Origin of the sequence: Streptomyces sp. NPDC018029 (assembly GCF_044327655.1) — a bacterium.
In the GTDB taxonomy this organism is placed as follows: Bacteria; Actinomycetota; Actinomycetes; order Streptomycetales; family Streptomycetaceae; genus Streptomyces.
Window position 1 is genome coordinate 56,218 of the sequence record NZ_JBIRFV010000001.1, and the last position, 23,605, is coordinate 79,822.

Consider the following 23,605-nt stretch of genomic DNA (forward strand, 5'->3'; position numbering starts at 1 on the left):
CCCTTCCAGAACCTTTCCGGAACCCCTGCCGCCCAGCCTGACGGCATGTCTACTTCCTCAGCTTCTCCTGCCTCGGCGGCGCCCGATCCGTCCGCCCCGCCCCCCGCAGGCCCCCGCGAGTGGATCGGTCTCGCCGTCCTCGCGTTCCCCGCGCTCCTGCTCTCCATGGACGTCACCGTCCTCTACATGGCGCTGCCCACCCTCGGCGCCGATCTCCACGCCGACAGCACGCAGTCGCTGTGGATCGCCGACATGTATCCGTTCATGCTGGCGGGCTTCCTCGTCACCATGGGCACGCTCGGCGACCGCATCGGGCGGCGCCGCCTGCTGATGGTCGGCGCCGCCGCGTTCAGCGCGGCCTCCGTGCTGGCCGCGTTCGCCCCGAGCGCCGAACTGCTCATCGCCGCGCGGGCGTTGCTCGGAGTCGCGGGGGCGTCGGTGCTGCCCTCGACGATGTCACTGATCAGCACGATGTTCCGGCAGCCCGCACAGCGGGCCAGTGCCTTCGGGCTGTGGATGATGGCCTTCTCGGTGGGCGCGGTCATCGGGCCCGTCGTGGGCGGCCTGATGCTGGAGCGGTTCTGGTGGGGCTCCGTCTTCCTGCTCGGTGTGCCCGTGATGGCGCTGCTCCTGATCTGCGCGCCCGTGCTGCTGCCCGAGCACCGTGACTCCTCGCCCGGGCGCCTCGATCCGCTCAGCGTGCTGCTGTCGCTCGCCGCGATCCTGCCGGTGGTGCACGGCCTCAAGGAGGTGGCGCGGGACGGCGCCGAGCCGCTTCCGCTCGCCTTCGTCGCCGCCGGGCTCGTCGTCGGCCGGATCTTCGTGCTGCGTCAGCGGCGGCTCGCCGATCCACTGCTCGACCTGCGGCTCTTCGCGGAGCGCGCGTTCAGCGGGGCGCTCGTCGTCTTCCTGCTCGGCATGATCACCCTGCACTCCCTGACCCTGTTCTTCACGCAGTACCTGCAGCTGGTCGAGGGGCTCTCGCCGGTCCGCGCCGGGCTGTGGATGATTCCGTTCGTCGCAGGGACGTTCGCCGGTCTCGGCCTCGCCCCGCGGATCGCTCGCCGTGTGCGGCCGGCCCGGGTCATCGCGGGCGGGCTGCTCCTCGCGAGCGTCGGCTTCGCCCTCATCTCGCGCGTCGACGCGTCGTCGGGGCTCGCCCCGCTCGTCATCGGCAGCACGGTGGTCACGCTCGGCTTCGGGCCCCTGATGGTGCTCGGTACGAACATGATCGTGGGGTCGGCGCCGCCGGAGCGGGCCGGGGCGGCGGCCTCGGTGTCGGAGACCGGTGCCGAACTCGGCTCGGCGCTCGGTGTCGCCGTCCTCGGCAGCGTCGGCACGGCCGTCTATCGGGGGCAACTGGCCGACGCGGACGCCTTGGACACCGTCCCGCACGAGACGGCCGACGCGGCGCGTGAGGGGCTCGCGGCAGTGCGGGGCGCGGCCGGCGGGCTGCCGGACGGTTCTGCGGCCGAGGCGCTGCTCGGCGCCGCCCGCGACGCCTTCGCCACGGGTCTCGGCACGGTCGCCCTGATCAGCGCCGTGCTGCTGGCGGCGCTCGCGGGACTCACGATGGCGTTGCTGCGGCACGTGCGTCCCATCGGGGCGCCGGAGGAGTGAGCGACGCGGGGACCGACGGGCGAACCCCGAGAAAACCGGGGGCCACGGGGGCCACCTCAGCCGCGGAGGAACCGCACCGAAGGCCGGCCCCCCTCCGGAAGACCCCCCTCCGGAAAAGCCCCCTCGGAAGGGTCGCCCTCCCCCGGCGTCACCACCGCCCGCACCCCATAGACCTCGGCGATCAGGTCCTCGGTGATCACCTCGGCCGGGGTGCCCGCCGCGTACGCCGTGCCGTCCTTGAGGACCAGCAGCCGGTCGCAGAACATGGCCGCCAAATTGAGGTCGTGCAGCGCAATCACGCTGGTGACGGGGAGCTCCGCCACCAGCGTCAGCAGGTCCAACTGGTGCTGGATGTCCAGGTGGTTGGTGGGCTCGTCGAGCAGGAGCTCGCGGGGTTCCTGGGCCAGCGCGCGGGCGATCTGGACGCGTTGGCGCTCGCCGCCGGAGAGCGTGTGCCAGGCCTGTCCCGCGCGCTCGGCGAGCCCGGTGCGCGCCAGGGCCTCGCGCACGGCCCGCTCGTCGCGGGCCGTGGGGCCCGACCATGCGCGGCGGTGCGGGATGCGGCCCAGGCGTACGACATCTCGTACGGTCAACTCGACCTGGGTCGAGGCGTGTTGCTCGACGACGGCGACCCGGCGCGCCACCTCGCGGCGGCCCGTGTCGGACAGCGGGCGGCCGTCCAGGGTGACCACTCCGGAGGCCGGGGCGAGGACGCCCGCGAGGATGCGCAGGAGCGTGGACTTGCCGGATCCGTTGGGGCCGAGGAGCCCCACCATGGCGCCGTCGGGCGGCGCGAGGCTGACGCCGTCGACGACGAGCCGCCCGCCCGCCTCACGGGAGACCCGGTCGGCACGCAGGCCGGGGGCATCCGGGGCGCCCGTGCCGTCCGGCGCGCCCGCGTCACCCGAGGCGCCCGGGAGCATCACGTCGTACGTCATGACGTCCTCCGCGTCCGGTACAGCACGGCCACGAACGCCGGTACGCCGATGAGCGAGGTCACCACGCCGACCGGGACCTCCTGGGGTTCCAGTGCCGTGCGGGCCAGCGTGTCCACCCAGACCAGGAAGACCGCGCCGGCGAGCGCGGTGACCGGGAGCAGCCGGGCGTGGCCGGAGCCGACGACCGCGCGGGCCGCGTGCGGCAGGACGAGGCCGACGAAGCCGATGGCGCCCGCCGAGCTGACGAGGGCCGCGGTCAGGAGAGCGGTCGTGCAGAGCAGGACGAGCCGGGTGCGGGCCACCCGGACGCCCAGCGCCGCCGCGGCCTCCGGGCCGAACGCGAAGGCGTCGAGCGTGCGGGCGTGGCCCAGGCAGACGACCAGCGTGACCGCGAGCACCGCGCCGCACAGCCAGACGTCCGTCCAGCCGGTACCGCTGAGGGAGCCGAGGAGCCAGAAGAGGATGCCGCGGGTGGTCTCCGCGTCGCCCGCCGTGAGGACGACGAACGACGTGAGCGCGGAGAACAGCTGCATGGCCGCCACGCCGGACAGCACGACCCGGTCCGTCGTGTCGCCGAGCGTGTGGCTCAGGAGCAGGACCAGCGCGAAGGAGCAGAGCGCGCCCGCGAAGGCGCCCGCCGAGGCCGAGACCGCTCCCCCGCCGACGCCGAGGACGACGACCGCGACCGCTCCCGTGGACGCCCCGGACGACACCCCGAGCACGAACGGGTCGGCGAGCGGGTTGCGGAGCAGCGACTGCATGACCGCCCCGCAGACCGCGAGGCCCGCGCCGCAGACCGCGGCGAGCAGGGTGCGGGGCATCCGCAGGTTCCAGACGATGCCGTCCCTGATCGGGGTGAGGGGGCTCTCGCCCCAGCCGAGGTGCGCGACGACGGTCGCCCACACGTCCGGCACGGAGATGTCCGCGGGCCCGATGGTGACGGCCACGGAGACGGACAGGACGAGCGCGGCGACCCCGGCCACCCAGAGGAGGCCGAGCCGCAGTCCGTGCCGTATGAAGACGACGGGTGCGGGGACCGTGTCCCTGCCGGGTGCTGCCTCCGTCACTTGACGAGCCCGAATTTCCGCAGGCCCGCGGCGACCTGTTCGATGCCGTCGACCGTGCGGATCGTGGGGTTCATGGCCTGGCCGCTGAGGAGGACGTACCGCTTCTTCTTCACGGCGGTCAGGTTCTTCGTCGCCGGGTTGGTCTCCAGGAACTTGATCTTCGCGGCCGCGCTCTCGGCCGACTGCGACTTGCGTGTGAGGTCGCCGATGACGAGGACGTCGGGGTCGCGGTCGGCGACGGTCTCCCAGTTGATCTGGGGCCATTCCTCGCGGGTGTCGTCGAAGACGTTCTTCGCGCCGAGTTCGCGGGTGATGATGCCGGGCGCGCCGCAGCAGCCCGCCATGTAGGGGGCGTCGGAGTTGGCGAACCAGTACAGGAGCGTCACGTCGGAGGCGGCCGCCTCGTCGATGTCCTTCGTGGCCTTCGTGATGCGGCCCTTCAGGTCCGCGACCAGCTTCTCGCCGCGCTTCCCGACGTGGAAGACCTTCGCCAGGTCGCGCACCTCTTTGTAGACGGTGTCCATGGTGAGGGTCTTGACGCGTTTGCCGTCGCCGCCGCTGTCGTTGTCCTTGCCCGCGCAGTCGGTGGGCGAGACGTAGACGGGGACGCCGAGTTCGGTGAACTTCGTGCGCTCGGCGACGCCGCCCTTGCCGACCGTGTAGAGGAAGGAGGCGCTGACGAAGTCGGGCTCCTTGGAGAGGACCTTCTCCAGCGCCGGGTAGCGGTCGGCGAGCCGCTCCACCTTCGCGTTGTCCTTCTCCAGGTTCTTCAGGACCGGGTCGGTCCAGGTGCCGGTGCCGACCATGCGGTCGGCGAGGCCGAGGGAGAGGAGGATCTCCGTGGAACCCTGGTCGAGGGAGACGGCCCGCCGGGGCGGCGCGTCGACCTTCGCCTCCTTGCCACAGGAGGCGACCGTCACCGGATAGCCGTCGGCGCTCCCGCCCGCCGACTTCTCCGCGGAGCCGCCGCCGCACGCGGTGAGCGTGAGCGTGCCGGCACAGAGCAGGGCGGACAGAGTGGATATACGGGCTGTCGAGGACACGTGATCCCTTGGGTCTCGCGGCTCATACGCGGAGCCTGGCCTGCGTCACGACCTCCGTCGCCCGGTGTGCGAGCGGAGGCGCCAGCAGGTCTTCGGACTCGGGATCGACCGGGCGGGGCGCCTTCCCGGGCGTCCTGGAACGCCCAGTGGCCGTGGCCCCGCCCGTCCCCCTCACCGCTGCGCGTCAGTTCCGGATTCGCACCGGATTCCCTGGCCCAGGTGTGGGTTTGACTGGCTTGCGCAAGTTATCACGCGCCCTCGCGGGGGCGATCCGGGCCGTGGACCGGTGCGGGCCTCGGCTCGCCGCGGTAGGTACCGAAGGACCAGCGGTTTCCCTCGGGGTCCTCGATGCCGAACTCGCGGCTGCCGTACGGCTTGTCCTCGATCTCTCGGGTGATCTTGACGCCGGCCTCGGTGAGGCGGGCGTACAGGGCGTCCACGTGGTCGGTGACGACGTAGGCACCGGACGTGCCCGGCTTTCCGCAGGCCGCGGCCGCCGACTCGGGGTCGTACGAGCCGAGCATGATGCCGCCGCCCTCGGGCCAGTCGAGCTGGGCGTGGGCCACGCGGCCGCCGTCCTCGTAGACGGCGGTGCGCAGGAAGCCGACGGTGCCGACGAGGAAGTCGATCAGCGCGAGGGCGTCCTCGGCCTGGAGCGCCGGCCAGATGGCGGGGGCGGGTGCGGTTCCAGGGGCGCCAGGGGCACCAGGCGTGGTGTCAGGTGTGGTGTCAGGTGTGGTGTTCATGTCTCTCACTCTTCTCCGCCGTCGTGCGCCCCGGCTTGGATATTCCGGCACTCCTCGGCCAGCCAGCGGGTGGGGCTCGCCTCCGTGTACTGCCGGAAGTCGCGGACGAGGTGGGAGTGGTCGTAGTAGCCGGTGTCGGCGGCGACCCGGGCGAGGTCCGGCGGCCCGCCCGCCGCGACGGCACGGACCACGGCGGCCTTGGCGTGCTGGAAACGCATCAGGCGGGCGGCCTGTTTGGGGCTCAGCCCGGTCTCGGCGCGGAACAGCGCGGTCAGCCGGCGCTCGCTGAGCGCCACGTGCCGTGACAGGCCGCCGAGGGTGCCCGCGCCCCGGTGCCTGGCCAGCCACGCCCATGCCTCGGCGACCTCCGGGCGCACGGCCCCGGCGGCGCGGTCCTCGGCCGCGCGCCGCCGCAGATAGCCGGAGAGCAGGGCGAAGCGGTCCTCCCAGCGGTCCAGTTCGCACAGGCGCTCGCGGAGGTCGGCGGCGCGGTCGCCGAGGACGTCGGTGCCGCCGACGACGAGCTGTCCGGCCAGTTCCGCGGCGGGCAGACCGAGGAGCGGGCGGGCCGCGAGGGGGTGCACGGCGAGCTGGATGCCCGCCTCGTGCTCGGGCTGTACGACGTACGCGGGGCTCTGGTGCAGGCCGCCCACGACGATGTCGGTGCGCGCCGCGTCCGGTCCCGTGGCCTGGCCGGGGGTGGCGCCGGTGGCGATGGGGCCGTCCAGCGAGAAGATCAAGGTCAGATACGGGGACGGGAGGCCCCGGTGCAGGGCGGGCCGCTGCCCCGCGGTGCGGTAGCCGACCGCGGAGACGACCATGCCGCCGAGCCGTGGAACGGTCCGGACGAACTCACGGGAGCCCATGCGTTCCAGTATGCGGGGCGTGGCCCGGACGCGTCGCGGAGTCCCCTACCGCTACCCCCGTCCCCCTCCCCCATACCCCCCGCCCCCGGTGACTTCGATCATGGGAAATGAGCGTCCCGGCCCATAGCATGGCGCGCCGCTCCGGACGGGGCCGCGCATCGCTTTCAGGAAACGGCAGGGACGTAGAGACATGGCAGTACGGGCAAAGGGCAAGCTGGCCGTCATCGGTGCCACGGGGGCGCTGGCCGCCGCCGTCCTCGCGGGCAGCGCACTGTGGCCGACGAGCGAGGCGACCGCCGCCGACACCTCCGTGGCCACCGCCCGTGAGCTGTCGCACTGGCCGAAGCCCGTCGCGAAGAAGCTCGGCAAGGTCATCGCGGAGAACGGCCACAAGGGCGCGTACGCCGTCTTCGACGCGGACAACACGACGTACCGCAACGACCTCGAAGAGTCGCTGCTGCCCTTCCTGGAGATGAAGGGCGTCCTGAGCCGCAAGACCATGGACCCGTCCCTGAAAGTCATCCCCTTCAAGGACAAGGCCGGGCACAAGGAGAGCCTCTACAGCTACTACAACCGGCTGTGCGAGGTGGACGACCAGGTCTGCTACCCCTGGGCCGCGCAGATCTTCTCCGGCCTCACGCTGAAGGAGCTCAAGGGGTACGTCGACGAACTCCTGGGGTACAAGAAGCCGATCCCCGCCGAGTACTACGAGGACGGCAAGCTCACGAAGACCGAGGTGAAGGCGCCGGAGGTCTCGCGCGGCATGCAGCAGTTGTACAGGACGCTGCGCTCGCACGGCATCGAGGTGTACGTGGTCAGCGCGGCCGGCGAGGACCTGGTGCGCATGGTCCTCGCCGACCCGAAGTACGGCTACGGCGTGAAGCCGCAGAACGTCATCGGGGTGTCCATGCAGCTCAAGGACCGCAGGACCGGTGAGGTGACCAGCTCACGCAAGGAGATCGCCGAGGGCCGCTTCGGTAAGAAGGACCGCGAGAAGCTCGCACAGCGCGAGCTGACGCCGAACCTGTGGGCGCCGCTGACCTGGTACGAGGGCAAGCCCGCGGCGATCAACACGTACATCGACGAGTGGAAGAAGCCGATCCTCGCGGCCGGTGACACGCCGGTCAGCGACGGGCCGATGCTGTTCCACTCCGCCGACGTGGAACACGGCGGCGTACGCGTCTGGGTCAACCGCAAGGACTCCTACATGAAGCAGCTCGACGGGATGAAGAAGAAGAACGCCGAGCGGCAGCGCGAGCTGGGCCAGAAGGTGACCGCCGACAAGCGGTGGCTGACGGTCACGCCGGACCAGATCGGCTGACGGCGCAGGATTCGGTCGGCGGCCCAAGATTCGGCTGACGGCGCAGGATAGGGAGCATGACTCAGGAATTCCTCGCCACGGAGACCGAACCTGCCCTGTCCGACTTCTCCTTCGCCTGTGACGGCGAGACGTTGAGCTGTGCCGAGGCGCTGCCCGGCGTCGGGCCCGGTGCCGGGGTCGCTCCGGCCCCCGCCACCACCGTGGTCCTGCTGCACGGCGCGGGCGGCGGCAACAAGGCGCGGCTGGCCGCTCTGCAGGCCGAGTTCGCGGCGCGCGGCTGCCGGGCGCTCGCGCTGGACTTCTCCGGGCACGGCGAAAGCACGGGCGCGCTGCGGGAGTTGAGCCTGCGGCGGCGGTGCGCGCAGGCGGCGGCCGTGGTCGAGGGGCGGGTGCCCGCCTCCGACAGCCTGGTGTTCGTCGGGTTCAGCATGAGCGGGCAGACCGTGGCGGACCTGGTCGCGCGCTTCGGCGAGCGGGTCACGGGCATCGGCCTGTGCGCGCCCGCCGTGTACGCGCCGGAGGCCTGGCCGCTGCCCTTCGGCGACGGCGACGGCCGCTTCACCGAGATCATCCGTACGCCGGGCCGGTGGCGCGAGTCCGCCGCGCTGGACGTCTACCGGGACTTCGGCGGGCGCGCGGTGCTCGTCGTGCCCGGCACCGACGCGGTGATCCCGCCCGAGGTCACGTCGGCCGTCGGCGAGGCGCTCGCCGCCCGGGCCCGGTTCGATCGCCTCGAACTGCCGGACGCCGACCACGCGTTGGGCGCCTGGCTGCGGGACCACGCGGAGGACCGGCGACGGCTGGTGGACGCGCTGCTCAGCTGAACCGGGTCACCGGTCCTCCCTGTCGGCCGAGCGGCCCGGGCTACGTCCCGGGTGTCGCCGCCCACGCCGCCACCCACTTGGCGAGCGCGCCGCCCGCGCGGGTCCACGCGAAGTGGTCGAGCCGGTCGCCCGCCTCCTGCGCCGTGTAGTGGCGGCGGGTGAGGCGGGCCCGCGGGACCTTGCCGAGCAGGTGGTCGAGGGCGGCGGCCGGGGCGAGCGTGTCGCCGTCGACGGAGACCGCGAGGACGGGCAGCTCCAGGGTGGCGAGCGCCGCTTCGTAGTCGAGCGTGGAGCCCTTGCCGCTGTAGTGGCCCGTACGCACCTGCCGGGCCCAGTCGCGCATGACGCCCTTGGGCTGGTCGCCGCCGAAGCCGAGCCGGGTGCCGGGCCAGCGGCCGAGCACGGCAGCCGTCGCCGTGATGAGCGCTTGCGCAAGGAGCAGGCCGGGGCCGCGCCACGGGCCGTACGCGCGGAACCACACCGATCCCGTGGCGACGACCGCCACCCCGTCGACTCCGGAGCCGTCCCGGCCGGCGGCCAGCGATGCGTATACGAGAGCGAGTTGCCCGCCGAGGCTGTGGCCGAGGACGTACAGGGGCGGTTCGGTGCCGAGCTCGGCGCGGATCGCCGCGACGACCGCGGGGATGTCCTCCTCGACGATCGCGCGGTAGCCGTGGCCCGGCGCGCCGGGACCGATGGCGCGCGGGGTCGCCTCGCCCTGGCCGCGCAGGTCGACGGTGAGCACCGTCAGCCCTTCGTCGTGCAGTTGGCGCGCGAAGCGGCGGTAGAAGCGGGCGGGGGTGCCCATCGCGGGCAGGATGAGCACCGCGGGGGCCGGGGGCGGCCAGGGTGCCGGGCCTGAGCCGGACGGAAGGAAGCGTTCCGGTGCGGGGGCGCGGAGCGCGCGCACGGGAAGGCGGGTGCCGTCCGGGAGTTCGGCGGTCGTCAGGAGCGGCAGGTCGCCGACGGGTTCCGGCTGGGGCATGCCGACGGGTTCCGGCTGGGGCATGCCGACGGGTTCCGGCTGGGGCATGCCGACGGGTTCCGGCTGGGGCACGCCGACGGGTTCCGGCTGGGGCACGCCGACGGGTTCCGGCTGGGTCATGGGGCACAGCATGTCCCATCGCACACATGACCGCACAGACCTGTGCGGGGCCCGCGGAGGACGGCTCCCTCCACGGGCCCCGCGGTCCACTCAGCGGCTGTACCGCATGAGCGCCCGCACCATGTGACAGGTGATGTCGGACGGCGGATGGATCCCGACGTCCTCCGCCATGCGCCGTATCGTGCTGTTCTTCGCCTGGTTCGGCAGATAGACGCCCGAGTCGAGCAGGGCGATGGCCAGGCGCATGGCCTTGAGGCGGCGGTTGTGGTTGACGTACCACTCGCGCGGGCGGCCCGGGGGCAGCGCCTTCTTCTCCAGTGGTGCGTACGGCAAGTCGATCAGGACGGGCTTCGGTACGGTCTTGGACACACGCTTGGACGTGAGTGCGGCAGCGGGCACGGGCATCCTCCTGTCGCGGTCGGGACCCCCCGTCGGGCGCCCTCGAACACTACTGTGATTCTACTGCGGGGCACTGACAATCGCCGCTGGCCAGAGGGGCTTTGGGCTGTTCGAATACGGGGGTGCCGCGCGGCCCGGGACGGGTGTTCCGGAGGTAGCGTGTGGGGCATGGAGATCTGGATCAACCCCGCCTGTTCGAAGTGCCGCAGCGCGCTCACGCTGCTCGACGCGGAGGGCGCCGACTACACCGTCCGCCGCTACCTCGACGACGTGCCGACCGAGGACGAGATCCGTGCCGTCCTCGACCGCCTCGGCCTCGAACCGTGGGACATCACCAGGACCCAGGAGCAGGCCGCCAAGGACCTGGACCTGAAGGACCGTGCGGCCTGGCCCCGCGACGCCTCGGGCCGCGACCGCTGGATCAAGGCCCTCGCCGACCACCCCAAGCTGATCCAGCGCCCCATCATCACGGCCGACGACGGCACGGCGGTGGTGGCCCGCACGGAGGAGGCGGTGCGGGACGCGCTGTCGCGCTGAGACCGCGAGGACGGACGGTGCCGTGAAGCCGGCGGGGCGGTGAAGCCGGGCGGTGTCGTGAGCCCGGACACACCCGCCTCAGGTAACACGGGGTTCACATAAGAGCAACGGTCGGGAAATCGCGGGTTGCCAGGCTGCCGCCCATCACCACGGCACCGCAGCACCCGCACGTTCTGCGCCGTACCGAGCGTTATGAGGATGAGGCCCCGTGACCTTCAAGGCTGAGTACATCTGGATCGACGGCACCGCGCCGACCGCGAAGCTCCGCTCCAAGACCAAGATCCTGGCGGACGACGCGAAGGGCGCCGAGCTGCCGCTCTGGGGCTTCGACGGGTCCAGCACGAACCAGGCCGAGGGCCACGCGTCCGACCGCGTCCTCAAGCCGGTCTACACCTGCCCGGACCCGATCCGCGGCGGCGCCGACGTACTCGTCCTGTGCGAGGTCCTCAACACGGACATGACGCCGCACGAGTCCAACACCCGCGCCGAGTTGGCCGAGGTCGCGGCCCGCTTCGCCGCGCAGGAGCCGATCTTCGGCATCGAGCAGGAGTACACGTTCTTCGAGGGCGACCGCCCGCTCGGCTTCCCCGTCGGCGGCTTCCCCGCCGCGCAGGGCGGCTACTACTGCGGCGTCGGCTCGGACGAGATCTTCGGCCGTGACGTCGTCGAGGCGCACCTGGAGAACTGCCTGAAGGCCGGGCTCGGCATCTCCGGCATCAACGCCGAGGTCATGCCGGGACAGTGGGAGTTCCAGGTCGGCCCGCTGGCTCCGCTGGAGGTCTCCGACCAGCTGTGGATCGCCCGCTGGCTGCTGTACCGCACCGCCGAGGACTTCAAGGTCTCCGCGACCCTCGACCCGAAGCCGGTCAAGGGCGACTGGAACGGCGCCGGCGCGCACACGAACTTCTCGACGAAGGCCATGCGCGAGGGTTACGCGCCCATCATCACCGCCTGCGAGGCGCTCGGCGAGGGCTCGAAGCCGCTGGACCACGTCAAGAACTACGGCGCGGGCATCGACGACCGGCTGACGGGTCTGCACGAGACCGCCCCCTGGGACGAGTACAAGTACGGCGTCTCCGACCGCGGGGCCTCGGTCCGCATCCCGTGGCAGGTCGAGGTGGAGCAGAAGGGCTACATCGAGGACCGCCGCCCGAACGCGAACGTCGACCCGTACGTCGTGACGCGTCTGCTCGTCGACACGTGCTGCACCGCGCTGGAGAAGGCCGGCCAGGTCTGATCCCACCGGTCACCGAGGGGTCGTCCACCGGTCACGGTGGGCGACCCCGTCGTCATCTGATTCAATGGAGCCATGGGCAGCCACCGGATCACCGCGACGGGTCGTCATGACCTCGAGCCCTTCTGGCCCTCCCGGCAGCATCACGACTTCGACCGGGTGTGTTGCCGCGCGATGAACGCGCGGGCCCTGTAAAGCCGTTGCCCCCGGCCTGATGCCGCCGCAACCGGCCTTCGCCTGACGCGCACGACGTACGTCTCGTTTCTCGACGACTCCTTCTTCGCGCGAAAGAGCTGACTCCCCCATGGCGAACTCCCGTTCCTTCACTGCCTCCGCTCCCACCACCCTCACCCCTCCCCCGGCCCCGGGCCGCGGCCGCCTGCGAGCCGTCGCGCCCGACGAGGTGGTGCAGATCACCGACTTCCTGCCGCCCGGCGCCACTTGGCTGCCCGCGCCGCAGCACACCCTGCCGACCCTGCCGGGACAGCCGCCGATGGTCGGCTACCTCGTTCTCGTGCCGGCCGGGCAGGAACCCGTGGCCAGCGCCGCCGAGTCCGTCCTGCCCGAGGCGCCCCCCGCCCCCGGCCCCATCAGGGTCGACCCCGTGCAGCGCGCCGTCGAGGTCGACGGGCGCCCCCTCGACCTCACGTACCTTGAGTTCGAGCTGCTCGCGCACCTCGTCGCGCACCCCCACCGGGTGCACACCCGCGACCAGTTGGTGACGACGGTGTGGGGGTACGGCCACGTGGGCGACGGCCGCACCGTCGACGTCCATGTCGCGCGGCTGCGGCGCAAGCTGGGCGCCGAGCACCGCAGGACGATCCAGACGGTGCGCCGCGTCGGTTACAAGTACGCGCCGCCGACCCCCCGCTGAGCTGCGGTTCCCCTCTCTGCCCCGAGCAGAATCCGGTTCACAGGACCCGGGTCGCCGGGGCAGAGTGCACTGCCATGAGACTTCTGATGCTGGGCGGTACCGAATTCGTGGGGCGTGCGGTCACCGAGGCGGCCCTCGCCCGTGGCTGGGAGGTGACCGTCTTCCACCGCGGTCACCACGCGGCGCCCGAGGGCGCGCGGGCCGTGCACGGCGACCGCACCGTCGAGGGCGGCCTGGCCGCTCTCGCCGACGGCGAGTGGGACGTCGTGGTCGACACCTGGTCGGCGGCGCCCCGGGTGGTGCGGGAGTCGGCCCGGCTGCTCGCGTCCCGCGCGGGCCGTTACGTGTACGTGTCGAGCGGCTCCGTGTACCGCTACCCGGGCGAGGCCGGCTCCGACGAGAGCTTCCCCGTGGTGGACGGCGACCCGGACGCGGAAGCGTCGGCGTACGCGGAGGACAAGCGGGGCGGCGAGCTCGCGGCGATCGCCGAGTTCGGGGCGGAGCGGACGGTGCTCGCTCGGGCCGGGCTGATCCTCGGTCCGTACGAGAACATCGGGCGGCTGCCGTGGTGGCTGAACCGGGTGGCGCGCGGCGGGCCCGTCCTTGCTCCCGGGCCGCGGGACCTCGACATCCAGTACGTCGACGTGCGGGACCTCGCCGAGTTCGTCCTGGACGCGGCCGCCGCCGGACTGCACGGGGCGTACAACCTGGTCAGCCCCATGGGGCGGATCACGATGGGTGAACTCCTCGACGCCTGCGTGGAGGTGGCGGGTCCGGCGGCGGAGCTGCGCTGGACGGAGCCGCAGACGGTGCTCGACGCGGGCATCGAACCGTGGATGGAGCTGCCGGTCTGGCTGGCTCCGGGCGAGCTGCACGACACGATGCACCGGACGTCGTCGGAGAAGGCGGTCGCGGCGGGCCTCAGGACCCGGTCCGCCGCCGAGACGGTGCGCGACACGTGGGAGTGGCTGCGGTCCATCGGCGGGACGGCGCCGCAGCGGCCCGACCGGCCGGTCGTCGGGCTCGCCCCCGAGAAGGAGGCCAAGGCGCTGGGCCTGTGACGTGACACGGCGTGGCCCCGGCGCCGGGTGGGCGCCGGGGTCACGTTCACGTGTGCGGGGTGTCTCGTCAACGGCGGCTGGCCACCGGGGTGTTGTACGGGCCGGGCCGCGGCGGGGCGGCCGGCGCCTCCTCCCCGTGGGAGACCCGCGGGAGCCACCGCAGGTACCGGGGCGTGTGCCAGTTGCGCTCGCCCAGCAGGGCCATCAGGGACGGCAGCAGGATCATGCGGACGACCGTCGCGTCCAGGAGGACCGCCACTCCGAGGCCCACCCCCATCTGCTGCATGTCCTGCATGGACAGCGTGCCGAACACCGCGAAGACCGCCACCATGATCACGGCCGCGCCGGTGACCGCACCTGCCGTGCGCGTGATGCCCTCGCGGATCGCCGAGCGGTTGTCCATGCCGCGGTCGCGGGCCTCGCTGATCCGGGACACCACGAACACGTGGTAGTCCATGGAGAGGCCGAACAGGACGACGAGGACGAACAGCGGCATCCAGTTCTCGATCGCGCCGACCTGCTCCGAGCCGATCAGCTCCGCGCCCCAGCCGTACTGGAAGACGGCGGTCATGACGCCGTAGGCGGCGCCCACCGACAGCAGGTTCAGCGCGATCGACGTCACCGCGATCACCACCGAGCGGAAGCTGAAGAGCATCAGGAGGAAGGTCACCGCGGCGATGAACGCGAAGACCGGGACGATGCCCTTGCTGAGCTGGTCGCTGAAGTCCTCGGACGATGCCAGGTCACCGCCCACGTGGGCCGTCGCGTCCACTCCCTCGAAGGCCGCGGGCACCGTGTCGTCGCGCAGTTCGTGCAGGGCCTTCTTCGCCTCGGCGTCGGTGCCGTCACCGGGCAGCGGAATCTCGATCTCGGCGACGTTCTTCGCCTTGTGGACGGTGAGTTCGGCGCCGTCACCGGCCTTCTCGGTCAGCGAGTCGAGCGCGGCCCGCACCGGCTGCGCGCCGATGTCGTCGGCCTCGACGACCACCCGGGCCGGAGCGGGGCCGCCGGGGAACTCATCGGTGATCCGCTGGTAGGAGACGGACAGCGGGGCGTCGGAGCCGAACTGCTTCTCCAGGCCGAGCTGTTCGGTCTTCATGCCGAGCGCGGGAGCGGCGAGGGCCAGCAGGAGGACCGCGGCGCCGACGGCGAAGAACTTCGGGCGGGCGAGGACGGGCCTCAGGATTGTCGCCGCGGTGCCGCCACTGGCGTGCACACCCTTCTTGGCACGGCGGTTGAGGAACGGGATGCGGCCGGCGTCGATGCGGTCGCCGAGCGCGGCGAGCAGCGCGGGCAGGACCGTGACCGAGCCGAGCATCGCCACGCACACCACGAGGATCGTGGCGACGGCGAAGCCCTTGAAGAGGAGCAGCCCGGACAGGAACATGCCCGCCATGGCGACCATGACCGTGAGACCGGAGACCAGGACGGCGCGGCCGCTGGTGGCCGCGGCGATCCGCAGCGCCGTCTCGGCGTCCCGCCCGGCGGCCCGCTCGTCCCGCTCGCGGCGCAGGTAGAACAGGCAGTAGTCGACGCCGACCGCGAGGCCCATCAGGAACATCACGGAGTACGTCGTCTCGAACAGGTGCAGCTGATGGCTGGCCAGGGAGAGCAGTCCGAAGGCCGCCACGCACGCGGTGAGCGCGAGCCCCACCGGGAGGAGCGCCGCGACCACGGCACCGAAGGCGACCAGGAGAATGCCGAGCGCGAGCGGCACCGCGGTGAACTCGGCCTTCTTCAAGTCGTCGGCGAGCAGGTCGGACAGGTGCTTCTCGGAGCTGGCGTCGCCGAACTGGTGGACGGTGATGCCGTGTGCCGCGCCGTCCTCCTGCGCCTTCGCCACGGCGTCGAGGACCGCCTCGACGCGGTCGGCGGCCTCATCGGAGGGACCCTTGACCTCAAACCGGATCAGCGCTTCCCTGCCGTCCTCGGAGGGCAGCGGCGCCTTGAGGTCGCGTACGTCACCGGTCGCGGTCAGCGCCTTCGACAGGTCGGCCGCCGCGTCCCGCCAGCCGCCGGCGGACGCCCCGTCGGAGGCGCTGACCATGACGAGCTCGCCCGCGGGCTCGTCGATGTCCGCGTCCTTCAGGATCTCGGCGGCCCGGCCCGATTCGCCGACCCCCATCTCGTCGTCGGACGCGGTGACCGTGCCGGAGGCCCCGCCGATGACCGTGGCAAGGACAACGAAGACCAGCCAGCCGAGGATGGCCGCCTTCCGGTGGTGTGCGCTCCACACACCGAGTCGTGCCGCGAGATTCCGCCTCATGGCGCTTCGCCCCCATCAGATCTGCGTCTGTATGCGTCGGATAAGACGTCACTCACGCTAGAAATCGGCGGCCGCGCGCCCCAGCCGCCGAAGCCCCCTCTCGCGGAGGCACAGGGCGAGGCCGGGGGTGTCGTCAGGTACACCCCCGGCCCGGGTGGCGGGCCCAATGACCCGCACCCCGGCACCGGCGAAGATATGACCGTGCCGGACGCGGGGAACGCGGCCGGACCCACGGGGACGACGAGAGGGACTGATGACCATGACGAGGCTCAAGGACGCACTGATCGCGGGGGCGAGGGGCCTCTATCTGACGATCTTCGCGTTGGTGGGCTCGATCGTCCTCTTCGTGTTCTCGGTCCTCTCGATCGCGTTCATCCTGCTGGGTGTCGGCATCCTCACCACCCCGCTCGTCCTCGCGGGCGTGCGCGCGTACGCGAACTCCTACCGCCGCCGGGCCGCCGAGTGGTCCGGCGTGACGATCCCGGACGCCTACCGCCCCTTCCCCGCCGACCTGCGCCCCGGAGTCACCGGTCAGGTGGAGCGCTGCACGCTGATGCTGAAGGACCCGGCGACCTGGCGCGACCTCCAGTGGCTCCTGGTGAACATGACCGCGGCCCCGGTCGTCGTCATCTTCGCCCCCGCGCTGCTGCTCTACATGGTGTACGGCTGGGTGCTCGCCCTCGGCGTCTGGGAGCCCATCCACGACGCGGGCGGCGGCGAGTGGTTCGCCTTCATCCACGTCACCTCGCAGTCCACCGCCAACCAGGCGGCGCTGCTCGGCATGGGCTTCTTCGCCCTCGGCGTCCTCGTCAACCCGTCCCTCGTGCGCGCCCACTTCCTCCTGGCCCGTACGTTCCTGGCCCCCACCACGAGCATGCGGGAGCGCGAGCTGGCCCGGCGCGTGGACCGGCTGACCGAGACCCGGCACGACGCCGTCGACAACTCCGCCGCCGAGCTGCGCCGCATCGAGCGCGACCTGCACGACGGGGCGCAGGCCCGCCTGGTCGCCATGGGCATGGACCTCGGCACCATCGAGGCGATGATCGAGTCCAACCCCGCCAAGGCCAAGGAGCTGCTCGCCAAGGCCCGGCAGAACTCCGGCGAGGCGCTGACCGAGCTGCGCGACCTGGTGCGCGGCATCCACCCGCCGGTCCTCGCCGAACGCGGCCTCGGCGACGCGGTGAAGGCCCTCGCGCTGCGCCTCCCGATCGCCACCGAGGTCGACGTGGAGCTGGCGGGGCGGGTCGAGGCGCCGGTTGAGTCCGCCGCGTACTTCGCGGTGAGCGAGACCCTGACCAACGCGATCAAGCACTCGGGGGGCGACCGCATCTGGGTGGACATGCACCACGCGGACGGCATGCTGCGCATCGCCGTCACGGACAACGGCAAGGGCGGCGCCGCGATCGGCTCCGGGTCAGGCCTGAGCGGTGTCGAACGCCGACTCGGTACATTCGACGGCGTACTGGCCGTCAGCAGCCCCGCGGGCGGTCCGACCATGGTGACCATGGAGATCCCTTGCGAGTTGTCCTAGCCGAAGACCTCTTCCTGCTGCGCGACGGCCTGGTGCGGATGCTGGAGGCGTTCGACTTCGAGATCGCGGCGGCCGTGGAGAGCGGGCCCGAACTGACCAAGGCGCTCGCGGAGTTGCGGCCGGACGTCGCCGTCGTGGACGTCCGGCTCCCGCCGTCCCACACCGACGAGGGCCTGCAGTGCGCGCTCGCCGCCCGCCGGGCCAGGCCCGGACTGCCCGTCCTCGTCCTCTCCCAGCACGTCGAGCAGTTGTACGCGCGCGAGCTCCTCGCCGACGGGAACGGCGGCGTCGGCTATCTCCTCAAGGACCGGGTGTTCGACGCCGCGCAGTTCATCGACGCCGTGCGCAGGGTCGCGGCCGGCGGCACCGCGATGGACCCGCAGGTGATCCAGCAGCTCCTGTCGCGGCACTCCGCCGAGGAGCCGCTCGCCGCGCTCACCCCGCGCGAGCGCGAGGTGCTCGAACTCATGGCGCAGGGCAGGTCGAACGCGGCCATCGCGGCGCAGCTCGTCGTCACCGAGCGGGCCATCGCGAAACACACGTCCAACATCTTCGGGAAACTGGACCTGGCGGTCTCCGACGACGACAACCGGCGGGTCCTCGCCGTCCTCGCGTATCTGGACCAGGGGCGCTGAACACGCCGGGCCGCTGATGCGTATGTAGTCCCATGGGACGTACCTCACGAAAACGATCAAGGCTGACGCGGCGCGTCGTCGCCACGTCCGCAGCGTTCATCATGGGCGGCGGCGCTCTGGTCGCCGTGAACGTCTACGCGAATGCCGGAGAAGGCGCGGACCGGCCCCCTCCGCGGGGTTCCGGGGATTCCGGACAGCAGGTGTCGACCATCAGCTGCCCGGACGTGGGCAATCAACTGCCCGAGGTGCCCGATGCCGCGCGGGGCGAAGTGGACCGGCGACTCGCCGACCTCGACGGCCAGATCACGGAGGCGTACGGGCAATTCGCACGGACACCGGACAAGGAGTCCCTGCTCGCGCCCCTGGCGGAGAAACGCAGGGAGACTCTCGGCGGCATCACGAATGCTCTGGACCAGGCCGGCGCCCGGCCCCCCGAGGGGATCGACAGCATGGCGCCTTGCACGCTGCGCGCCGACGACCAGGGGCAGGGGCAGGATCAGGACCAGGGTCAAGATCAAGGGCAGAGCGGTAACGGGCCCGAGGCCGGTGACTTCGTCGAGATCGAATCCGTTCAGCCGAACGTCAAGCGCCCCCGCGACGGCCGCAATGCCTCCCGCGGCACCTTCACCACGAAATGCGGACGGAACGAGAACGGCAAATTCAATCCGGACAACGTCATCGTCGCGCCCGGTGTGAGCAATGGCGCCCACCACATGCACGACTACGTGGGAAACCAGGCGACGGACGCCTTCTCCAGTGACGCCGATCTCGCCGCCGGGCAGACCAGTTGCCGCAATCAGGGCGACAAGTCGACGTATTACTGGCCCGTCCTGAGGCTCCAGAACGGGCAGAACGAGGACGACGCCCAGGCCGACGGCGGCGGAAAGGACCAGAACGTCGGCGAAATCCAGACACCGTCGTCGGTGACCCTGAAGTTCGCCGGAAATCCCGTGAGCAAGGTCGTCGCCATGCCGCGCTTCCTGCGCATCATCACGGGTGACGCCAAAGCCTTCACCAATGGCGACGCCAACGCCAACGCGTCATGGAGCTGCACCGGATTCGAGAACCGGCAGCTGACGGACAAATACCCGATCTGCCCCGAGGGCAGCAAAGTCGTCAGGACCTTCAACTTCCAGAGCTGCTGGGACGGACAGAACACCGACAGCGCCAACCACCGCACCCACGTCGCCTTCGCCGACCGGCGCACCGGCGCCTGCCCGCGGGGCTTCCGCGCCATTCCCCAGCTGGTGCAGCGCGTCGTGTACGACGTGCCGCCGGGGCCCGGCTTCGCCGTCGACTCGTTCCCCGAGCAGCTGCACAAACCCGTCACCGACCACGGCGACTTCATCAACGTCTTCGACGAACGGCTGATGCGGCGCGTCGCGAAGTGCGTCAACTCCGGGCAGCGCTGCGCCTGACCGCGGTACCGCTCACCCCTCGTGCCGGCCGTGGTGGTCGCCGTGCCTCCCCGCGGCGTCCACCACGGTTCCGCCGAGCCGGTCGCGCAGCGCCGAGATGTCGTCGGCGTCCCCGACCGCGACCCAGCTGCTGCCGCCGACGAGGTACGTACCGCCGTAGTCGTTCGCCTCGTCCAGCCATTCGGCCTGGCCACGGGCGTTTGTAAAGGTTACGAGGACATAGCGCCGGGCACCGTTCTCACAGGTGGCCTGGCGCAGTTCGGCCGCGTCCGTCCGGACGTCGGGCCTGCATCCCGCCTCGGCCGCCAGCTGCTCCAGGCTGCCGCTCGCCGTGCGCGGTGTGTCGTCACCCCCCGAGCCGCATCCCACCACTGCCAGCAGGGCTCCCACAGCCATGCCCGAAAGGGCGCTCCGTGCTGCCCGCACCGTCCGCGCCTTCCGCGTGCCTCGCGCTGCCCTCATCGTCCCAGCACTCCCTTTCAGCTATCTCGACCCGTCCGCTCCACGTGGACCGTTGAGCACGCGGGGCGACGCGGATACCGTGCGCGCAGCCTTCACCCCAGGGGGTACACATGTCCGAACCGTCCCGACGTACCGTGCTCGGCAGCGCGGGGGCCCTCGGCCTCGGTGCCGCGGTCGGCGGCCTGCCGGCCCTGACCGGCACCGCGGCCGCACGACCCGCCGAGGCTCCCGCCTTGGATACGGATGCCGCGCGCTCCGCGCTCAACAGACTCCTGCCGCACCACGCGCAACAGATCCGGCTCAGACTCGTCCCCGCGCGCGGCGGTGAGGGTCGCGAGGACCGCTTCAGAGTCACCGGCACCACGGGCCGGATCGAGGTGTCCGGCACGACGCCCGCGGTGCTGCTCACCGGCGTCCACTGGTACCTGAAGTACGTGTGCGGGGCCCACATCACCTGGAACGGCAGCCAGTTGGACCTGCCGCGCAGACTGCCCGCGCCGGCCCGGCCGCTGGAGCGGTCCACCTCGCTCCCCCACCGGTTCGCCCTGAACGACACCAACGACGGGTACACCGCGCCGTACGCCGACTGGGCGTACTGGGAGCGCATGATCGACGTACTCGCCCTGCACGGCTGCAACGAAGTCCTGGTCATAGCGGGCGCCGAGGCCGTGTACCACCGCGTGCTGCAGGAGTTCGGCTACTCCGACGCGGAGGCCAGGGCGTGGCTGCCCGCCCCCTCGCACCAGCCGTGGTGGCTGCTGCAGAACCTGTCCGGGTACGGCGGGCCCCTGTCACAGCAACTCATCGACGACCGGGCCGGGTTGGGGCGGCGCATCGTCGGCCGGCTGCGGGAGCTCGGGATCGCCCCGGTGCTGCCCGGCTACTACGGCCACGTCCCCGACGGGTTCGTCGAGCGCAACGGCGGCGACGCGCGAGTCGTGCCGCAGGGCGTCTGGCACGGGTTCCGGAGACCCGACTGGCTCGACCCGCGCACCTCCGCCTTCGCGCGGGTCGCCGCCTCCTTCTACCGGCACCAGGAGCAGCTCTTCGGCCCCGCCGACCTCTTCAAGATGGACCTCCTGCACGAGGGCGGCACCGCGGGCGACGTGCCCGTGCCCGCCGCCGCCCGGGGCGTGGAGACGGCCCTGCGGACGGCGCGGCCCGGCGCGACCTGGGTGATACTCGGCTGGGAGGCCAATCCGCTGCCCGCGCTGCTCGACGCCGTCGACAAGAAGCGGATGCTGATCGTCGACGGTGTCTCGGACCGGTACGCGAGCGTCACGGACCGGGAGAAGGACTGGGGCGGCACGCCGTACGCCTTCGGGACCATCCCCAACTTCGGCGGGCGCACGACGATCGGCGCCCGCACCCACCTGTGGAACGAGAGGTTCTTCGCCTGGCGCGACAAGAAGAACAGCGCGCTGGTGGGCACGGCCTTCATGCCGGAGGCCACCGACCGGGATCCCGCCGCCTTCGAGCTCTTCTCCGAACTGGCCTGGACGAAGAGCCCGCTGGACCGGGCCGCGTGGTTCTCCTCGTACGCCGACTTCCGGTACGGCGGACGCGACCGGGACGCGCGGGCCGCGTGGCGCGCGCTGCACGACACCGCTTACCAGCACACCGCCGTCGAGCGCAGCGACCCGCACGACTCGCTCTTCGCCGCCCGGCCCGACCTCGCGGCCGCCCGCGCCGCGGAGTACGCGCCGCGCGCGCTCACCTACGACCCGGGGCGGTTCGACGCCGCGCTCACCGGGCTCCTCGGGGTGTCGGGCGCGCTGCGGGACAGCGCCGCCTACCGGTACGACCTGGTCGACGTCGCCCGGCAGGCCCTCGCGCACCGCAGCCGCCAGCTCCTGCCGCAGCTGAGGGCCGCGTACGAGCGGAAGGACCGGGAGGCCTTCGGCGCCCTGTCGAAGCTGTGGCTGCGGCTGATGCGGCTGTCGGACGACGTGACGGGCACCCACCCGGCGTTCCTGCTCGGCCCCTGGGTCGAGGACGCCCGCCGCATGGGGACGAACGACGCGGAGCGCGCGGAGTTCGAGCGCACCGCGAAGGTCCTGATCACCGTGTGGGGCGACCGGGCCACCTCCGACGCCGGTCGGCTCCACGACTACGGCAACCGCGAATGGCACGGCCTCATGGGCGACTTCTACGTGCCGCGCTGGCAGAAGTGGCTCGACGAGCTGGCGGACACGCTGGCCGCCGGGCGGCCGGCGAAGCCGGTGGACTGGTTCGCGTTCGAGGAGCCCTGGACGCGGGAGCGGAAGGACTATCCGCTTCGCCCCATCGGCACGCCGTACCGGACGGTCTCGCGCGCGCGGGACGTGCTGGCGCGGGCGCCCTACCAAGGCACCCTGGAGGTCACGGCGGACCCGCCCGCCGTCCCGCCGGGCGGCCGTTCCCTGCTGACCGCGACCTTCCGCAACGTCAACGGGCTGCGCGCCACCGGGCGCGTCGACTTCACGTTGACCGGCATCGAGGCGGAGCCGGTCGGGCCCGTGTCGCTGCCACGGGTCGCGCCCGCCGGCACGGGAAAGGTGGCGTGGCGGGCCACCACACCGGGAACCCCGCTGGACCGCCCGCTGCGGCCGCTCCCCTACGAGATCGCCGTGCGGTACGGGCCGCTGGGCGAGCGCCGGGTGCGGTCCGTGTACGAGGGCACGCTGTTCGAGGCCGGTCCGGTGAGCGACGCGTGGCTGACCTACAGCAACAACGCCGCCGTGTTCGGGGAGCTCGCGGGGCGGTACGCGATCGACGGGGGCGGCGCCGATCTGTGGAAGGGGACCGCCGAGTTCGGGACGCTGTACCGGGGCGGGGCGCTGCGGGACGGGGTGTCGGTGACGGTACGGGTGGACGCGCAGGCGGTGACGGGGCCGTGGGCCCGGGCGGGCCTCATCACCCGCAACTCCCTGCGCACGCCGCTCTCCCCCGGCTTCGTCAACCTCGCCGTCACCCCCGCCAACGGGGTCGTCCTCTCCTACGACACGAACGGTGACGGCACGCTGGACACGTATCAGCGCGTCACCGGCGTCAAGGCGCCGGTGACGCTGCGGTTGTCCCGCGCGGGCACGTCGTTCACGGGCGCGTTCTCGACGGACGACGGCGCGACGTGGCGCACGGTGGCAACGGTGCAGGTCCCGGGCGCGGCACCGGCTCAGGACGTGGGCCTGTTCATGAGCGCGACGAACGGGGGTGACGGGGAGCGCGGGACGGTGGAGTTCAGCGGGTGGGGGGTGGAAGGGTAGGGGGCTGCTCCGTGCGCGCCGGGCCCTGTGGCGCGTGGCGCGTGCGCGTGGTGCGGGTCGCGCCTTCTGCCCGTCTGTGGGTGCGGGGCCGCGGGGGTATGTACGTACTCGCCATCACTACGCGCCACGCCTCAAGAACAAAGACGCCACAGCGCGCTCAGTGCTCCGTGCGCACATACCCCCACGTCCCCTCCCGTCTCCATCGCGGCTGCGCCCCGGTGGGGGTTCAACGCCTTTGCCCCCTGCGTGGCAGCTGCGTCGCAGGGCAACCCCCACCCACCCGCACTACTCCCACGGGACATCGCAGAGCAACCCCCACCCACCCGCCCCTACCCCCGCGGGACGGCGCGGGGCAAACGGGTGGGTGGGTGGGGAGCATCCGCCGCGGAGCGGCGGGCTTGGGGCCCTGCCCC

General features: G+C 72.1%; 20 protein-coding genes, 1 pseudogene and 1 riboswitch. Of the genes and pseudogenes, 11 read left to right on the top strand and 10 right to left on the bottom strand.

What is annotated here, in order from left to right; genetic code table 11:
• Nucleotides 1-45 precede the first annotated feature (45 nt).
• Nucleotides 46-1,620 carry an MFS transporter gene (locus ACH4D5_RS00260; RefSeq protein WP_398296980.1) on the top strand — a complete coding sequence of 525 codons (1,575 nt, stop codon included), beginning with the start codon at nt 46-48 and terminating at the stop codon, nt 1,618-1,620.
• Nucleotides 1,621-1,676: 56 nt separating this feature from the next.
• On the opposite strand, the gene ACH4D5_RS00265 is transcribed toward ACH4D5_RS00260, so the two are convergent.
• From ACH4D5_RS00265 to ACH4D5_RS00285, 5 genes are all read right to left on the bottom strand, one after another.
• Nucleotides 1,677-2,558: an ABC transporter ATP-binding protein gene (locus ACH4D5_RS00265; protein WP_398296982.1), complete on the bottom strand. Its 882-nt coding sequence runs from the start codon at nt 2,556-2,558 to the stop codon at nt 1,677-1,679.
• The gene (locus ACH4D5_RS00270; RefSeq protein ID WP_398298444.1) at nt 2,555-3,574 is read right to left on the bottom strand and encodes a FecCD family ABC transporter permease; all 1,020 of its coding nucleotides are present in this window, start codon (nt 3,572-3,574) and stop codon (nt 2,555-2,557) included. The genes ACH4D5_RS00265 and ACH4D5_RS00270 overlap by 4 nt, the downstream gene beginning before the upstream one ends.
• 47 nt (nt 3,575-3,621) lie before the next feature.
• Nucleotides 3,622-4,668 (bottom strand): ABC transporter substrate-binding protein, encoded by a 1,047-nt coding sequence (locus tag ACH4D5_RS00275; RefSeq protein ID WP_398296984.1) that lies wholly within the window; start codon nt 4,666-4,668, stop codon nt 3,622-3,624.
• Nucleotides 4,669-4,733: 65 nt separating this feature from the next.
• Nucleotides 4,734-4,919: riboswitch (cobalamin riboswitch) on the bottom strand.
• Complete coding sequence (locus tag ACH4D5_RS00280; protein WP_398296986.1) at nt 4,917-5,414, bottom strand: VOC family protein; 498 nt, start codon at nt 5,412-5,414, stop codon at nt 4,917-4,919. It overlaps the preceding riboswitch by 3 nt.
• A gap of 5 nt (nt 5,415-5,419) precedes the next feature.
• A complete protein-coding gene (locus tag ACH4D5_RS00285; RefSeq protein ID WP_398296988.1) occupies nt 5,420-6,280 on the bottom strand; it encodes a helix-turn-helix domain-containing protein in 861 nt (286 codons plus the stop codon).
• Nucleotides 6,281-6,470: 190 nt separating this feature from the next.
• On the opposite strand from ACH4D5_RS00285, the gene ACH4D5_RS00290 reads away from it, so the two are divergent.
• A complete protein-coding gene (locus ACH4D5_RS00290) occupies nt 6,471-7,601 on the top strand; it encodes a haloacid dehalogenase-like hydrolase (RefSeq protein WP_398296990.1) in 1,131 nt (376 codons plus the stop codon).
• Nucleotides 7,602-7,657: 56 nt separating this feature from the next.
• The gene (locus ACH4D5_RS00295) at nt 7,658-8,425 is read left to right on the top strand and encodes an alpha/beta hydrolase (RefSeq protein WP_398296992.1); all 768 of its coding nucleotides are present in this window, start codon (nt 7,658-7,660) and stop codon (nt 8,423-8,425) included.
• Nucleotides 8,426-8,465: 40 nt separating this feature from the next.
• Here the strand turns inward: ACH4D5_RS00295 and ACH4D5_RS00300 are convergent, their stop codons facing one another.
• The 3 genes and pseudogenes from ACH4D5_RS00300 to ACH4D5_RS00310 all read right to left on the bottom strand — a co-directional run bounded on the left by ACH4D5_RS00300 (nt 8,466) and on the right by ACH4D5_RS00310 (nt 9,929).
• A complete protein-coding gene (locus tag ACH4D5_RS00300) occupies nt 8,466-9,410 on the bottom strand; it encodes an alpha/beta fold hydrolase (protein ID WP_398298446.1) in 945 nt (314 codons plus the stop codon).
• Nucleotides 9,371-9,478, bottom strand: a pseudogene (locus ACH4D5_RS00305) (LPXTG cell wall anchor domain-containing protein); the annotation flags it as partial. The gene ACH4D5_RS00300 and the pseudogene ACH4D5_RS00305, both read right to left, overlap by 40 nt.
• 142 nt (nt 9,479-9,620) lie before the next feature.
• Nucleotides 9,621-9,929: a hypothetical protein gene (locus tag ACH4D5_RS00310; RefSeq protein WP_362997767.1), complete on the bottom strand. Its 309-nt coding sequence runs from the start codon at nt 9,927-9,929 to the stop codon at nt 9,621-9,623.
• Between the two features lie 168 nt (nt 9,930-10,097).
• On the opposite strand from ACH4D5_RS00310, the gene ACH4D5_RS00315 reads away from it, so the two are divergent.
• From ACH4D5_RS00315 to ACH4D5_RS00330, 4 genes are all read left to right on the top strand, one after another.
• Nucleotides 10,098-10,466, top strand: a complete 369-nt coding sequence (locus tag ACH4D5_RS00315; protein ID WP_398296994.1) for an arsenate reductase family protein — start codon at nt 10,098-10,100, stop codon at nt 10,464-10,466.
• A 208-nt stretch (nt 10,467-10,674) separates the two neighbouring features.
• The gene (gene glnII / locus ACH4D5_RS00320; RefSeq protein WP_398296996.1) at nt 10,675-11,703 is read left to right on the top strand and encodes a glutamine synthetase; all 1,029 of its coding nucleotides are present in this window, start codon (nt 10,675-10,677) and stop codon (nt 11,701-11,703) included.
• A 301-nt stretch (nt 11,704-12,004) separates the two neighbouring features.
• A complete protein-coding gene (locus ACH4D5_RS00325) occupies nt 12,005-12,574 on the top strand; it encodes a winged helix-turn-helix domain-containing protein (protein ID WP_398296998.1) in 570 nt (189 codons plus the stop codon).
• A gap of 74 nt (nt 12,575-12,648) precedes the next feature.
• A complete protein-coding gene (locus ACH4D5_RS00330; RefSeq protein WP_398297000.1) occupies nt 12,649-13,635 on the top strand; it encodes an NAD-dependent epimerase/dehydratase family protein in 987 nt (328 codons plus the stop codon).
• A 67-nt stretch (nt 13,636-13,702) separates the two neighbouring features.
• Here the strand turns inward: ACH4D5_RS00330 and ACH4D5_RS00335 are convergent, their stop codons facing one another.
• Nucleotides 13,703-15,901, bottom strand: coding sequence for an MMPL family transporter (locus tag ACH4D5_RS00335; protein ID WP_398297002.1), 2,199 nt, complete (start codon nt 15,899-15,901; stop codon nt 13,703-13,705).
• Nucleotides 15,902-16,154: 253 nt separating this feature from the next.
• Here ACH4D5_RS00335 and ACH4D5_RS00340 point away from each other — a divergent pair, with 253 nt between their 5' ends.
• The 3 genes from ACH4D5_RS00340 to ACH4D5_RS00350 are packed head-to-tail and all read left to right on the top strand — an operon-like array spanning nt 16,155 to nt 19,485.
• A complete protein-coding gene (locus ACH4D5_RS00340; RefSeq protein WP_398297004.1) occupies nt 16,155-17,432 on the top strand; it encodes a sensor histidine kinase in 1,278 nt (425 codons plus the stop codon).
• Entirely contained in the window at nt 17,417-18,067 is a 651-nt protein-coding gene (locus tag ACH4D5_RS00345; protein ID WP_398297007.1) for a LuxR C-terminal-related transcriptional regulator, read from the top strand. The genes ACH4D5_RS00340 and ACH4D5_RS00345 overlap by 16 nt, the downstream gene beginning before the upstream one ends.
• A 32-nt stretch (nt 18,068-18,099) precedes the next feature.
• Complete coding sequence (locus tag ACH4D5_RS00350) at nt 18,100-19,485, top strand: DUF1996 domain-containing protein (RefSeq protein WP_398297009.1); 1,386 nt, start codon at nt 18,100-18,102, stop codon at nt 19,483-19,485.
• A 12-nt stretch (nt 19,486-19,497) separates the two neighbouring features.
• Here the strand turns inward: ACH4D5_RS00350 and ACH4D5_RS00355 are convergent, their stop codons facing one another.
• On the bottom strand, nt 19,498-19,881 hold the full coding sequence (locus ACH4D5_RS00355) for a hypothetical protein (RefSeq protein WP_398297011.1): 384 nt from the start codon (nt 19,879-19,881) through the stop codon (nt 19,498-19,500).
• Between the two features lie 176 nt (nt 19,882-20,057).
• Here ACH4D5_RS00355 and ACH4D5_RS00360 point away from each other — a divergent pair, with 176 nt between their 5' ends.
• Entirely contained in the window at nt 20,058-23,192 is a 3,135-nt protein-coding gene (locus tag ACH4D5_RS00360; RefSeq protein ID WP_398297013.1) for an alpha-N-acetylglucosaminidase, read from the top strand.
• Nucleotides 23,193-23,605 lie beyond the last annotated feature (413 nt).

Excerpts from the sequence above, each read along its gene's own strand:
- ACH4D5_RS00260 (WP_398296980.1), top strand. The coding sequence starts at position 46 with ATGTCTACTTCCTCAGCTTCTCCTGCCTCGGCGGCGCCCGATCCGTCC.
- ACH4D5_RS00265 (WP_398296982.1), bottom strand. The coding sequence starts at position 2,558 with ATGACGTACGACGTGATGCTCCCGGGCGCCTCGGGTGACGCGGGCGCG.
- ACH4D5_RS00280 (WP_398296986.1), bottom strand. The coding sequence starts at position 5,414 with ATGAACACCACACCTGACACCACACCTGACACCACGCCTGGTGCCCCT.
- ACH4D5_RS00285 (WP_398296988.1), bottom strand. The coding sequence starts at position 6,280 with ATGGGCTCCCGTGAGTTCGTCCGGACCGTTCCACGGCTCGGCGGCATG.
- ACH4D5_RS00290 (WP_398296990.1), top strand. The coding sequence starts at position 6,471 with ATGGCAGTACGGGCAAAGGGCAAGCTGGCCGTCATCGGTGCCACGGGG.
- ACH4D5_RS00295 (WP_398296992.1), top strand. The coding sequence starts at position 7,658 with ATGACTCAGGAATTCCTCGCCACGGAGACCGAACCTGCCCTGTCCGAC.
- ACH4D5_RS00300 (WP_398298446.1), bottom strand. The coding sequence starts at position 9,410 with ATGCCCCAGCCGGAACCCGTCGGCGACCTGCCGCTCCTGACGACCGCC.
- ACH4D5_RS00315 (WP_398296994.1), top strand. The coding sequence starts at position 10,098 with ATGGAGATCTGGATCAACCCCGCCTGTTCGAAGTGCCGCAGCGCGCTC.
- ACH4D5_RS00325 (WP_398296998.1), top strand. The coding sequence starts at position 12,005 with ATGGCGAACTCCCGTTCCTTCACTGCCTCCGCTCCCACCACCCTCACC.
- ACH4D5_RS00330 (WP_398297000.1), top strand. The coding sequence starts at position 12,649 with ATGAGACTTCTGATGCTGGGCGGTACCGAATTCGTGGGGCGTGCGGTC.
- ACH4D5_RS00335 (WP_398297002.1), bottom strand. The coding sequence starts at position 15,901 with ATGAGGCGGAATCTCGCGGCACGACTCGGTGTGTGGAGCGCACACCAC.
- ACH4D5_RS00340 (WP_398297004.1), top strand. The coding sequence starts at position 16,155 with ATGACCATGACGAGGCTCAAGGACGCACTGATCGCGGGGGCGAGGGGC.
- ACH4D5_RS00350 (WP_398297009.1), top strand. The coding sequence starts at position 18,100 with ATGGGACGTACCTCACGAAAACGATCAAGGCTGACGCGGCGCGTCGTC.
- ACH4D5_RS00355 (WP_398297011.1), bottom strand. The coding sequence starts at position 19,881 with ATGGCTGTGGGAGCCCTGCTGGCAGTGGTGGGATGCGGCTCGGGGGGT.
- ACH4D5_RS00360 (WP_398297013.1), top strand. The coding sequence starts at position 20,058 with ATGTCCGAACCGTCCCGACGTACCGTGCTCGGCAGCGCGGGGGCCCTC.